Annotated in this window: 13 protein-coding genes; 8 read left to right on the top strand and 5 right to left on the bottom strand. The window is 68.8% G+C overall.

Going from position 1 to position 12,443, the window contains the following annotated elements:
- Positions 1 to 40: 40 nt before the first annotated feature.
- Positions 41 to 1,753: a methyl-accepting chemotaxis protein gene (locus ABNQ39_RS11070; protein ID WP_376957662.1), complete on the top strand. Its 1,713-nt coding sequence runs from the start codon at positions 41 to 43 to the stop codon at positions 1,751 to 1,753.
- Positions 1,754 to 1,939: 186 nt separating this feature from the next.
- Positions 1,940 to 2,407 (top strand): Dps family protein, encoded by a 468-nt coding sequence (locus ABNQ39_RS11075; RefSeq protein ID WP_098738879.1) that lies wholly within the window; start codon positions 1,940 to 1,942, stop codon positions 2,405 to 2,407.
- Between the two features lie 99 nt (positions 2,408 to 2,506).
- Here ABNQ39_RS11075 and ABNQ39_RS11080 read toward each other — a convergent pair whose 3' ends face one another.
- A complete protein-coding gene (locus ABNQ39_RS11080) occupies positions 2,507 to 4,177 on the bottom strand; it encodes a sensor histidine kinase (RefSeq protein WP_376957663.1) in 1,671 nt (556 codons plus the stop codon).
- 183 nt (positions 4,178 to 4,360) lie between these two features.
- On the opposite strand from ABNQ39_RS11080, the gene mtnA reads away from it, so the two are divergent.
- Positions 4,361 to 5,452, top strand: coding sequence for an S-methyl-5-thioribose-1-phosphate isomerase (mtnA, locus tag ABNQ39_RS11085; protein WP_376957664.1), 1,092 nt, complete (start codon positions 4,361 to 4,363; stop codon positions 5,450 to 5,452).
- A 12-nt stretch (positions 5,453 to 5,464) separates the two neighbouring features.
- Here the strand turns inward: mtnA and ABNQ39_RS11090 are convergent, their stop codons facing one another.
- Both ABNQ39_RS11090 and ABNQ39_RS11095 read right to left on the bottom strand, forming a co-directional pair.
- Positions 5,465 to 5,683, bottom strand: coding sequence for a hypothetical protein (locus tag ABNQ39_RS11090; RefSeq protein WP_098738876.1), 219 nt, complete (start codon positions 5,681 to 5,683; stop codon positions 5,465 to 5,467).
- Between the two features lie 150 nt (positions 5,684 to 5,833).
- Positions 5,834 to 6,019: a hypothetical protein gene (locus tag ABNQ39_RS11095; protein WP_376957665.1), complete on the bottom strand. Its 186-nt coding sequence runs from the start codon at positions 6,017 to 6,019 to the stop codon at positions 5,834 to 5,836.
- Between the two features lie 556 nt (positions 6,020 to 6,575).
- On the opposite strand from ABNQ39_RS11095, the gene ABNQ39_RS11100 reads away from it, so the two are divergent.
- Positions 6,576 to 6,827, top strand: coding sequence for a hypothetical protein (locus ABNQ39_RS11100; protein WP_376957666.1), 252 nt, complete (start codon positions 6,576 to 6,578; stop codon positions 6,825 to 6,827).
- A gap of 63 nt (positions 6,828 to 6,890) precedes the next feature.
- Here ABNQ39_RS11100 and ABNQ39_RS11105 read toward each other — a convergent pair whose 3' ends face one another.
- Positions 6,891 to 7,676: a hypothetical protein gene (locus tag ABNQ39_RS11105; RefSeq protein ID WP_376957667.1), complete on the bottom strand. Its 786-nt coding sequence runs from the start codon at positions 7,674 to 7,676 to the stop codon at positions 6,891 to 6,893.
- A 70-nt stretch (positions 7,677 to 7,746) separates the two neighbouring features.
- The gene (locus tag ABNQ39_RS11110; protein WP_376957668.1) at positions 7,747 to 8,889 is read right to left on the bottom strand and encodes a Do family serine endopeptidase; all 1,143 of its coding nucleotides are present in this window, start codon (positions 8,887 to 8,889) and stop codon (positions 7,747 to 7,749) included.
- A gap of 280 nt (positions 8,890 to 9,169) precedes the next feature.
- Between ABNQ39_RS11110 and ABNQ39_RS11115 the strand changes: the two genes are divergently transcribed.
- The 4 genes from ABNQ39_RS11115 (at position 9,170) to ABNQ39_RS11130 (ending at position 12,417) form a co-directional block, all read left to right on the top strand.
- Entirely contained in the window at positions 9,170 to 10,120 is a 951-nt protein-coding gene (locus tag ABNQ39_RS11115) for a hypothetical protein (RefSeq protein WP_376957669.1), read from the top strand.
- A 6-nt stretch (positions 10,121 to 10,126) separates the two neighbouring features.
- On the top strand, positions 10,127 to 11,401 hold the full coding sequence (locus tag ABNQ39_RS11120; protein ID WP_376957670.1) for a pentapeptide repeat-containing protein: 1,275 nt from the start codon (positions 10,127 to 10,129) through the stop codon (positions 11,399 to 11,401).
- A gap of 269 nt (positions 11,402 to 11,670) precedes the next feature.
- On the top strand, positions 11,671 to 11,952 hold the full coding sequence (gene ihfB, locus ABNQ39_RS11125) for an integration host factor subunit beta (RefSeq protein WP_085090428.1): 282 nt from the start codon (positions 11,671 to 11,673) through the stop codon (positions 11,950 to 11,952).
- A gap of 63 nt (positions 11,953 to 12,015) precedes the next feature.
- Positions 12,016 to 12,417 carry a lipopolysaccharide assembly protein LapA domain-containing protein gene (locus ABNQ39_RS11130; protein ID WP_376957671.1) on the top strand — a complete coding sequence of 134 codons (402 nt, stop codon included), beginning with the start codon at positions 12,016 to 12,018 and terminating at the stop codon, positions 12,415 to 12,417.
- The last annotated feature ends 26 nt before the right edge of the window (positions 12,418 to 12,443 follow it).

Consider the following 12,443-nt stretch of genomic DNA (forward strand, 5'->3'; position numbering starts at 1 on the left):
GCGGGTGGGGCCGTTGCGGGCGGAACTGTTGGGGGTGAGCATGAGCGGCGGTGTCTTTGCGCGTCTGTCCGGCCTGCCGGTGGCAGGCCGTGTGTTCGCAGCCCCCCTGATGGGGATCGTCCTGACGGTGGCGGCACTGGCGCTGGCCGACCGCCAGTCGGAACAGGCCCTGGGCGCCGTGGACGCCATCCACCGCGAGGCGGCGGAACAGTTGGGCCGCATCGACCGGTTGGTCGCCATCGCCTACGTCATCCACAGCGACGTGTCCCGGCATCTGGCCCTGTCGGGGTCCGGGATCGAAGAGAAGAAGCTCCAGGCCATGCGCGACGCCATCGCCGCCAACCTGGGCAAGGCGCGCGCCGCAATTGCCGAGCTGCGGGCCATGCCGCTGATCGAGGCGGAGCGGGCGATGCTGGACGAGGTGTCGGTGCGGATCGGCGCCTATGCCAAGGCGGTGGACGAGATGAACCAGATGGCGGCCATCGACCGCCTGATCGGCATCCCGATGATGGCCCACACCGACGACCAGTTCGCCGCCCTGACCGCCAAGGTGATGGAGACGCAGGCGGCGATCGGCCGCTCCACCGCCGCCGCCACCCAGGCCACCCGCGATGCCGCCGCATCGGCCCGCCGCGACTTCGCACTGGTGATGGGCGGGCTGCTGCTGGCGATGATGGCGGCCGGGCTGCTGCTCGCCCGCTCCATCACCCGGCCCTTGCAGCGGCTGTCGAGCAACACGGCCGATCTGGCCGCCGGACAGCTCGACACCGTGGTCGAAGGCGGCTGGATGCGCAACGAGATCGGCGCCATGGCCCGCGCGCTGGAGGTGTTCCAGACCAACGCCCGCGAGGTGGAGCGGCTGACCGCCGACCAGCAGCGCCAGAAGGCGGAAGCCGAGGCGGAGAAGCGCCGCGCCATCCAGGAGCTGGCCGACCTGTTCGAAGTCCGCGTGGCGGAGGTGGTTCAGCTTGTCGGTTCCGGCGCCCATCAGGTGCGCAGCAACGCCGCCGGCATGCTGGAGCGCGCCAACAGCGCCAACCGGCAGGCCGCCACCGTCGCCGCCGCCAGCGCCCAGGCCGGTGCCAGTGTCCAGACCGCCGCCGCCGCGACGGAGGAGATGTCGGCCTCCATTGCCGAGATCGGCGATCAGGTCCGCCGGTCCTTCGACATGGTGCGCGGCGCGGTGCGGGCGGTTGAGGAGACGAACGCCCATGTCGTCGGGCTGTCCGACGCCGCCCACCGCATCGGCGAGATCGTCGGCCTGATCAACTCCATCGCTGCCCAGACCAACCTGCTGGCGCTGAATGCGACCATCGAGGCGGCGCGGGCGGGCGAGGCCGGCAAGGGCTTCGCCGTTGTCGCCAGCGAGGTGAAGAACCTCGCCACCCAGACCGCCAAGGCCACAGAGGAGATCGGCGCCCAGATCGCCACCATGCAGGGCGTGACCGGAGCCGCCGTCACCGCGATCAAGGGGGTGGGCGAAACGGTGGTCGGCATCGACGAGATCGTCGGCTCCATCGCCGGGGCCATGGAACAGCAGGCCGCTGCCACCCAGGAGATCACCCGCAACGTGCAGGAGGCCGCCGCCGGCACCACCGAGGTCTCGCACACCATCGCGACCGTCTCCGCCAGCGCCGGGGAAACCGGCACCGCCGCCGGCGAGGTGCTGCGCGCCGCGGAACTGCTGGACGGTCAGGCGGTGACGCTGAACCGCGAGGTGACGAACTTCATCGGCCGGCTTCGGGCGGGCTGACGGGAGCGGACGCAGAGGACGGTATGGGTCCTGGGGTTCATCGCATGCCCGCGAAGTTTGGTCGCATCGGACTTGAAACGATCCGCCTGCGCCCAAGCTCTTGTCCCGGGGCCGCGGGGGCGGAGGCCGGTTACGGCCGCGCTAGAGCCGGGGTATGATGCAGAACCCAACAACCAGGATCGAATTATGAAGATCGACATCGGGATCTCGGACGCAGACCGCAAATCCATCGCCGAAGGGCTGAACAAGGTTCTGGCCGACACCTTCGCGCTCTACATCAAGACCCATTCGTTCCACTGGAACGTCACCGGTCCGATGTTCAACACGCTCCACACCATGTTCATGACCCAGTATACGGAGCTGTGGACCGCGCTGGACGAGATCGCCGAGCGTATCCGCGCCCTGGGCTATCCGGCGCCGGGCAGCTTCTCGCAGTTCGCTCAGTTGGCCTCGATCAAGGAAGAGGCGGGCGTTCCCAAGGCGAACGACATGATCCGCCAGCTGGTCGAAGGCCACGAGGCCGCCGCCCGCACCATCCGCGGCGTCTTCCCGCTGGCCGAGCAGGGCAGCGACGAGCCGACCGCCGACCTGCTGACCCAGCGCCTGCAAATCCACGACAAGACCGCCTGGATGCTGCGCAGCATGCTGGAGTAGTCACCGCACCGGCCGCAAGGCGGTCGGCCGCACAGGGTCAGGGCCTCCCCCTCCGGCAGGATGGGGAGGCCCTTTCCGTTTTCAGTCCGCCCCCTTTCCTTACGCCGCTGACTTGGCGTGCTGGCGGACCGGCAGGTTGGGAATGGTCAGGGTGAAGATGGTGCCGCCGTCGCGCTCGATCTTCAGCGTGGCGCCGGCCTGGTGCGACAGCGCCTGCACCAGATTAAGGCCGAGCCCGCTGCTGGCGCCGCCGCGGCTTGGGCGCTTGTGCTGGCTCGGCATGCCGGCGGGCAGCCCGACGCCGTTGTCGCGCACGATCAGCCGCATGCCGTTTTCCTCGCGCTCCAGCAGCACGCGCACCGTTCCAGGATGACCATGCGGGAAGGCGTGCAGCAAGGCGTTGGACACCAGTTCGCTGGTGGCGATGGCCAGCGGCGTGGCGCGGTCGGCATCGACGATCCAGTCCTGCGCCTCCAGCTCCAGCCGGGCGGCCGTCGGGTTGTCGGAACGGACCAGCCCGTCGCACATCTGGCGCAGCGCGTCGGCAAAGTTGATGTGCGCCGGCTCGGCCGAACGGTGGAGCAGCTCGTGCAGCAGGCTCATGGTCTGGATGCGGCGCAGGCTCTCGTCGAAGCCGCGCCGCGCCCTCTCGTCGATGCGGGCGGCTTGCAGGCGCAGCAGGCTGCAAATGACCTGAAGGTTGTTCTTCACCCGGTGCTGAACCTCCTTCAGCAGCACCTCCTTGTCGGTCACCGCCGCTTCCAGCTGGGCGTTGGCCCGCTCCAGCTGGGCGGTGCGCTGATGGACGTTTTCCTCCAGCGTGTCGTAGGCGTGTTGCAGGGCGTCCTCGGCCTCGCGCTCCTTCCGGGCGCGCTGGATGGCGAGCGCGCCGATCACCGCCACCGTCGCGCAGGCCGCGGCGGCGAAGGCGGCGTAAATCCACAGCCGCTCGCTCCAGCGCCGCAGGACGCTTTCGGTGGTGATGGTCACCGCGGCCGACAAGCCGGTGTCGCCGATCGGACGGGTCACGGTGATGTCGTCGGCGTGGCTGGCGGCTTCATCCCCGGGATTGCCGCCCGTGGTGCCGCCGCCCTCCGGTTCGCGCAGCAGCGGCGTTCCATCCGGCAGCATGATGGAGATGCTGTGGCCGTAGCCGACGTCGAGCGAGCGGTAGACATCGCGGAAGGCCCGCGCGTCTAGCCCCGCCACCGCCCAGCCGCGCGGCGTGGCACCGGCAGCGCCGACGGCCGTGCCGCCCGGCAGAGGCTGCGCCAGGACAACCACCGCGCGCCTGCCCATCCGGCCGCTGCCGATGGTCATGCCATTCGGCTTCAGCGCCGGCATGCCGGCGCCGGGCGCTGCGTCCGGCAGGCTCGACAGCCGCAGGGCGCCCGTGGCGTCGCGGATTTCCAGCCCGACCACATGGGGAGCGCTGGCCGCCAGCAGGGCCATGCGGTCGCGGGTCGCCGCATCGTCGGGCAGCGGCGTGCCGGCCTGACCGGCCAAGGTCGCCGTCTGGGTCAGCAGCAGGTCGCCCGACTCGATCAGGCGGGCGGCATGCTCCGCCGCCAGCAGTCCGATGTTGCCGGCGACACCGGTCGCCTGCTGAACCGCCTCGTTGCGGTCGCGCCAGGCGAAGACGGCCGACAGCCCGATGGTCAGCAGAACCGCGGCGGTGCAGGCGATCAGGACCAGCGCCGAACCGGGCAGCCGGTAAAGCGGAGAGGATTGGGAACGCAGCGCGCGCAACGGCATTGTGTCGGAAACCATCTGGAGATACGGCCACTTCATTCTTAGCCGGAAACGGTAACACCGCCCGGCAGGTGACGGTTCCGCCGAACGCTACCCGTGTTGAAGCGGCAGCGGCCACCACCTATTGTGGGGTGCCGACAAAGTCATCCCGCGTTGGTAAGGACCTGGCAGGACTCCGGCGGGCATGGGGAGGATAGTTTTATGCGGATCGACGGGACGGCCTATCGCACCATCTGGCCGGACGGCGAGGGTGTCGTCGCCATCATCGACCAGACCAGGCTGCCGCACGATTTCGCCGTCGTCCGCCTGACCAGCCTGGAGGAGGCCGCCCACGCCATCCGCGCCATGCTGGTGCGCGGCGCCCCGCTGATCGGTGCGGCGGCGGCCTATGGCGTGGCGCTGGCCCTGCGGACCGACGCCAGCGACCATGGTCTGGAACAGGCCTGCGCCACCCTGCTGGCGACCCGCCCGACCGCCGTCAACCTGCGCTGGGCACTGGAGCGCATGCGCGGCCGGCTGGCCCCCCTGCCCGAGTCGCAACGCGTCGGCGCCGCCGAGGCGGAGGCTGCGGCCATCGCCGACGAGGATGTGGAGATCAACCGCTCCATCGGCCTGCACGGCGCGGCATTGATCCGCGCCGCGGCGGCACGCAAGGCACCAGGGGAGCCGGTCAACGTGCTGACCCACTGCAACGCCGGCTGGCTTGCCACCGTCGATTGGGGAACGGCGCTCGCCCCGGTCTATGCCGCCTTCGAACAGGGCATCCCGCTGCATGTCTGGGTGGACGAGACGCGGCCGCGCAACCAGGGCGCCAGCCTGACCGCCTGGGAACTGAAGCAGCATGGCGTTCCCCACACCGTGATCGCCGACAATGTCGGCGGCCATCTGATGCAGCACGGCAAGGTCGATCTGTGCATCGTCGGCACCGACCGCACCACCGCGACCGGCGACGTCTGCAACAAGATCGGCACCTATCTGAAGGCGCTGGCCGCCCACGACAACAGCGTGCCCTTCTATGTCGGGCTGCCCTCGCCGACCATCGACTGGACCATCGCCGACGGCGTTCGGGAGATTCCCATCGAGGAGCGCGACGGCCGCGAGGTGAGCGAGCTGACCGGACGCACCGCCGACGGCCGGATCGAGACGGTTCGCCTCACCCCCGACGGCAGCCCGGTGGCGAATTACGCCTTCGACGTCACGCCGGCAAGGCTGGTAACCGGCCTGATCACCGAACGCGGCGTCTGCGCCGCCTCGCGCGAAGGGCTGCTGGGTTTGTTTCCGGAGCGGGGGTGAGATGGGAATGGGTCAGGAGCGGCGGTTGGACAGCAGCCGCCGCAGCAGCGGCCACCCCAACTGGCGCGGCCTGTCTTCGGCATTCTTGGCATCAAGCCACTGATCGGCCAATTCACGGACCTGCCAGTCACCGAGATAACGGTCACAGTCGATGGCGGTATAGAGTCGAACCCGCTCTTTTCCCAGCCTTTCGAAATAGGCAAGCGCTCTTTGGCGGTCGATGTCTTCCATAGGCCCCAATGAAACGGAGATTGCGGGACGGCCGGTTCTGACCTTTGCCGATCCTCCGGATATTGGGAGCAGCCTGCCGCCCGTGCAACTGTCCGTTCGTCGTTGTTCCATCCCCCGGAAGGTGAATGGACCGTCCCCATCCGTGGCCGGCTAGCGGCGACCGGGGTCGAAGCAGTCGGTGTCGAGACGGCCGGTGTGCACGACATCGGCGGACAGCGGAATTCCGGCCCGCGCGGCAGCCTGCTCCAGCGAAGCGCGGTCGGACCAGTAGAGCCGTCCACCAATCTCCGCCAAGACGCCCCGCCGCCGGATCACCCACAGGCCGCTGAACGCCATCTCGATGATCCTCCCCATCGGAGAGTCGGATGGCGAGCGGAGCGGCCGGTTCCTGTCTAAGTCGCTGTCGTCGATTGTCATCTCTGGTCTTCCCCGTGTCGGCCTTTCAGCATTGCGCGTCTGCACGCCCGCAGCCGGAGCCGATCTCTGTCTTCCCCAAGGGATAGTGGACGAGGTCCTAAAGGATTTCCCAGCCAACTCACAAGAAATTTCCATCAAAAAATTTCGAACTATTTGTAAAACCCCATACACAATTCATTTGGTATTACCACACCATTTGGTAACCATAATAATCATAATGTTATTTTTGATGCTCGACACCGGAATTGACGTACACGCTGCACCGCATGGTCCATGCCGCACATCCGCCCAACCTTCCGTGCCGCTTGCAATTCAAAAGGAGTGGGTCACCCCGACCGGATAGAGCCGATACCCCGAAATGGTCACAGCAAGGACCGGCGCCGCTCACCAAACATAAGCTTGACCGCCTGTTCCCGCCCTGACGGCAGGGTGGCGGTCGACTTATCGACGTGCCTGTGTTCGAAGGAAGAGACCGATGAAGACCACCACGCGGACATTCACCACCGGGGCGATGGCGCTGCTGATCGGCGCGACCCTGCTCGGCGGCTGTTCGAACCTGAACCATCGCGAGAACCGCGCGCTGACCGGCGGCGCCATCGGTGCGGCCGGCGGTGCGGCCATCGGTGCCGTCACCGGTGGCAGTGCCGTCTATGGCGGATTGCTGGGCGGTGCCGCCGGCGCGGCGGTCGGCGCCTTGACGGCGGACGAGGGCAGGCACCGACGCTGAGCGCCCAGGGAACGCAGAGAGGGCGCCGAGGGGGCGGGACGGCCGGTCCGGCCCCTCTCTTCCCTACTCCTCCTCGTCATCCTCGAACTGGTCGAGGCTGAGCGAGCGGACCTCGGTGCTCGGGTTCGGGGCCGGCGGGGCGGCCGGCGGCATGCCGCTCGGACGGGCGGCGGCCAAGCGGTCGGCAGACGGGCGGGCGGCGGCGCGGCCGGGCGGCAGATGGGCGTTGGGGCCCTTCAGCGGACTGTTCAGCGTGCCGCGCGGGCCGATGCTGGGTTCGTCGCCGAAATCGGGCAGCGGCGGGATGCGGTCCATCACCCGCCGGATCAGGGCGGCGATGCGGTCGGCCTCGCCGCGCAGGGCCTGCCCACGCTCCCCCTCGTAGAGCGGGTCGTCCAGGAACTTGCGGATTTCCAGGACGCCGCGCAGTTCCACCCCGCACATCTCATGGGTGCCGATGGGCAGGGCCTTCACCCGCGCGAAGCTGGCGAAGAAAGCGGCGCTGCCCTCCACGAACTGGACCACCATGCGGGCGTGCAGACGCTCCAGCGCGGTGGTCATGGGGTCGATCAGATCCTCCATCTCCTCCGGCGCCGCGTCCAGCCGCTCCTGGGTCAGGGCGGCCAGAGCGAAGAAGTCGCGCACCCGCCGGCTGAAGCGGCGATAGCGGGCCAGCCCACCGACCGACACCCGCTCGCGCGCCGTCTGGGCCAGTTCGGCCGACTGCTTCAGCATGGCGTCGAGCCGCATCAGCAGCGTCGCGATCTCGCGCTGCCGCTGGGCCGCGCTGCGGCCAGGCGTGGGCGCCGGCGGAGCGGCCGGGCGGCGGGGAGGGTTCGAACGCATCATGCCGGTACGGGGTGGCTCCTCGACGGTCCATTCACTTTGGCCAACGTTGGGGGGCAACGCTGGGGTGGAGTCAACGCTGGGTTCGGACGGTGACCGACTTTTGCCCGCCCTCGCGCATCACCGTCAACTGCACCGGCGTGCCGACGCGCAGAAGGCCGATGCGGTTGCGGAAATCGGTGGCGCTGCGCACCGGCCGGCCATCGACCGCGATCACCACGTCGCCGCTGCGCAGGCCGCCGTTGTCGGCCGGCGATCCACGCTCGATCTTGGCGATCAGCGCGCCCTCGTCGCCCTTCAGGCTCATGCTTTCCGCAAGGTCGGGCGTCAGGTCCTGGATGGCGACGCCCAGCCGGCCGCGCCGCACCTCGCCATATTCGCGCAGCTGTTCCACCACCGACCGGACGATGCTGACCGGCACCGCGAAGCCGATGCCGACCGAGCCGCCGGCCGGACCGATGATGGCGGTGTTGATGCCGATCAGCTCTCCCTGGAAATTGACCAGGGCACCACCGGAATTGCCGGGGTTGATCGAGGCGTCGGTCTGGATGAAGTCCTCGTAGCCTTCGATCTTCAGCCCGCTGCGGCCCATTGCCGAGACGATGCCGGAGGTCACCGTCTGCCCGAGTCCGAACGGGTTGCCGATGGCGACGACGAAATCGCCGACCTTGGTACGGTCCGAGTCGCCGATGGACAGCGCGGCCAGCCCGTCGGCCTTGATCTGCAAAAGCGCGATGTCGGTGGCGGCGTCGCGGCCGATCAGCTTGGCGCGCAGACGGCGGCGGTCCTTCAGGGTGACCGCGATCTCCTGCGCGTTCTCCACCACATGGTTGTTGGTGACGACATAACCGTTGCGGGCATCGATGATCACGCCCGACCCGGCGCTGACCTGCGGCTTGGACTGCGGCATCTGGTCGGGCAGGTTGAAGAAGCGGCGGAAGAACGGGTCGCGCAGCAGCGGGTTTTCCGCCTGGGGCGCTTGGCTCAGCACCGAGATGTTCACCACGGCCGGCGTCACCTGCTCCAGCATCGGGGCGATGGTGCCGCCGCCGACCGCACCCAGGGGCAGCGCCGCTTCGGCCGGCGAGGCGCCGAGGCCGATGGTGGAGCCGATCCGGCCCAGCGCCGAGTCGGCCGATGCCACCAGCGCGCCGCCGGTCAGCGCCGCAATCCCGACCGCCGCCGCAAACACCACCGGACGCACCGCCGTCTTCATGGACTGTTCCTTTCCTACCGGGAATTTCTAAGGCGAGAAGACTGTCGACCGGGCTGATTTGGGATAAAAACGAAGTTTGTTCAAGCCTGTCGGCCGTCCGACGGCCTTCAGAGCCAAGCCGGCCTCCGTGGATGTCCCCTGCCCGCCAAATCCGCTGCATCGATGATAACGTGGTGGCGTCGGAAACTCCCGGTAAAGAAATACGGTGGTATAGGACGACGGTCGGCGCGGCCCCGGAGATGCCGGGAAGGCGCGGCTGTCGAGGAACGGGTTGAGCGCTATGAGCGGCGGGTCACTGCTCGAACTGACCGAGCAAGAGTATCTGCAGATGGAAGAGGCCCTGTCGCAGACCGCGCGGGGACGGGCCTTCCTGCGCATGCGCGACCGGCGCAGCCGCGTCGTCGCCTCCGACGAGTTCCACCGGCTGGTGGACAAGCTGGGCACCCAGGTCGACCGGCTGAGCGGCGCCTCGCCCAGCGCCTTCACCGCCTTCGCCCCCGGCGAGGATCCGCGCATCCAGCAGGAACTGACCGCCATCACCCAGGTGGTGCGCGAGGCGCGCAGCGACATCGCGGCCCTGAAGGCGACCGACACCGGGTCCAACCGCATCGAGGCGGCGACCGGCGAGTTGGACGAGATCGTCGCCGCCACCGAACGCGCCACCACCGACATCCTGAACGCCACGGAGAAGATCCAGGAAATCACCATGTCGATCCCGCGCGACGATGCCGATCTGGCCGAACGGATCGACGCGGTCGAGGCGTGGTGCATCGAGATCATGACCGCCTGCTCCTTCCAGGACATCACCGGCCAGCGCACCACCAAGGTCGTCAACACGCTGCGCTACATCGAAGAGCGCGTGAACACGATGATCGAGATCTGGGGCGTCGAGCGGCTGGCCGTCGACCCCCAGCAGCATGCGTCGGGCGAGGTGTCCTCCCACCGCAAGCTGGGCGACACCCGGCCGGACGCGCATCTGCTGAACGGACCGCAGCTGGGCGGGCCGGAAGTCACCCAGGACGCCATCGACGCGCTGTTCGACAGCGTGCCGGGGGTTGCGGAGCGGGCCGAGCCGTTGCCGGCCGATGTGGAGCCTTCCCCACCCCCGCCACCACCCCCGCCATCCCCGCCTCCGCCTCCTGTCGCGAAGCCGGCTCCGCCGCCCCCTCCGGCTGCCGATTCGGGTGGCGGCGGGATCTCCCAGGCCGACATCGACGCCCTGTTCGCGTGACCGGCCATGGCGCAAGACGGCAAATCCCGCATCCGCCTGACCCAGGACCAGCTCGACCGCGTGTGCGAGCGTCATGTTAGATTCGCCGAAGGGCGTCCGAACGGCGCCCGCGCCAATCTGCCCTTCTTCGACCTGTCCGGCCTGTCGCTGGCTGGCCGTAACCTGACGGGCGCCCATCTGGCCGGCGCCATCCTGCGCGACGCCGACCTGCGCGGCACCGTGCTGGACCATGCCGACCTGTATGGCGCCGACCTGCGTGGGGCCGATCTGTCGGAGGCGCGGCTGTTCCGCACCGACATGCGCGGCGCCAACGTGCGCGGCGCCAAGCTCGACGGCGCCACCATGGTGGAGGTCGACCTGCGCGATGGCAGCATGGTCAACCGCAACAGCGCCGGCGAACTGAAGGTGGTGGGCTTCGACCCCGGTCCCGCCGACATGGCGTCGGCCCGGCTGACCAACGCCGACATGGCGCGGGCCAAGCTGTCGGGCAGCTTCGCCCAGGCGGCGGACTTCACCAACACCCGGCTGTCCGGCGCCCGGCTGGACCGCACCGACCTGCGCGGGGCCAACTTCTCCGGTGCCGATCTGCGCGGGGCCGACCTCAACGGCTCCGACCTGCGCGGCGCCATCCTGGAGGGGGCGAGCCTGGACGCCGAAGGTCTGGAGCAGGCGATCCGCACCGACGAGCAGGCCGTTGCTGCCCGGCAGGCGCCGCTCCAGGCCGCGGCGGCGGAGCCCGAACCGGAGGAATCCGTCGCAGACGAGCTGCCGGCCCTCCCGGTGGACCAGCTGGACAGCATGCTGCGCCAGCACATGATTTGGCTGGGCACCAGCGGCAAGCAGGGCTGCCAGCTCGACCTGACCGGGCTGAACCTGGAAGGGGCGGACCTGACGGGCAAGATCCTGACGCTGGCCAAGGGCAGCGGCGCCCGGCTGCGCCACGCCCGGCTGAACGGCGCCCAGTTGCAGGCCGCCCAATTCGACGGTGCCGACCTGCGGTCCGCCGATCTCAGCCGCGCCGACCTGCGCGGGGTGAAGCTGGACCGCGCCATCCTGATCGACAGCCGGCTGGACGGCGCCAACCTGGGCATGCTGCTGGTCAGCGCCGGGGCCAAGGTGATGCGCGCATCGCTGGTGCGGGCACGGCTGGCCGGCGCCTCGCTGACCGAGACCAACCTGAAGGGCAGCGACCTGACCCTGGCCGACCTGACCGGTTGCGACCGCTCGTCGGCGGTGCTGGAGGGCGCCATCCTGGAAGGGACGCGGCTGAGCGGAGCCTGAGCCGGTGCCGGGTTTTCTTTCGCGAAGCCGTTGATTGCTTTCAAATTTCCGTCACGATCCATGCCGGAGATTGCCGCCGGGCGCCCTGATCGGGACAGGCTCTTTGGTGGCAAAACACCTTCCACCGTTCGGAAAAACGATTGTGTCGTAACGGCTTAGCACCGCGGGTGGGGCTTGACGCCTTATTCGCCCGGTGGCACGCTGCTGTCCCAAGCGCGGCGCAATCCGACCATAATGTGCCCGCATCGAATGGGGGAACGTCAACGGTCATGACCAAGTCGGAACTGATCCAACGGCTGGCGGAGCGGAACCCGCACCTGTACCAGCGCGACATCGAAAAGATCGTCGGCACCATCTTCGACGAGATCACCGAGGCACTGGCGCGGGGCGACCGGGTGGAGTTGCGCGGCTTCGGCGCCTTCTCCATCAAGAAGCGGGACGCGCGCACGGGTCGCAACCCCCGGACCGGGGAATCGGTTGACGTCGGCGAGAAATGCATTCCTTTCTTCAAGACCGGCAAGCAGCTTCGCGAGCGTCTGAACACGGAGTGAGCGCCGGTCCGGCCATGTCCCCGCGCCGTATTCCGGCCGTATCACTCTCAAGGAACCTTAGCCTTGCGCCATCTTTCCTGGATCGTCACCATTCCCGTGGCCCTCGTCGCGATCCTGTTCGCGATCTCCAACCGCGGTATCGTGACCCTGTCGCTGTGGCCGCTGCCCTTCACGCTCGAAACGCCGGTGTATCTGGCCACGCTGATCGCGCTGGTGGTGGGCTTCGTCGCCGGCGGCTTCATCGTCTGGAACAGCCAGCGCCGCCATCGCCGCCGCGCCCGCCGCGAGGGCAATCGCGTGCTGTATCTGGAGCGTGAGCTGAAGGAGGCGCAGGCCCGCGCCGCCGCTGCCGAAAAGCGTCTGGCCGAAAGCACTCGCCCGGTTTCCGGCCCGGTTTCGGGCACGCTGCCCGGTTCCACCCTGCCGGTCGCGGCCACCCAGGGCAGCGCGCCGACCGTTCACTGAGCGTCGTCGGGGCCAGGGCCATCGAT

It is taken from the genome of Azospirillum sp. A26 (genome assembly GCF_042604635.1).
GTDB lineage: Bacteria > Pseudomonadota > Alphaproteobacteria > Azospirillales > Azospirillaceae > Azospirillum > Azospirillum palustre.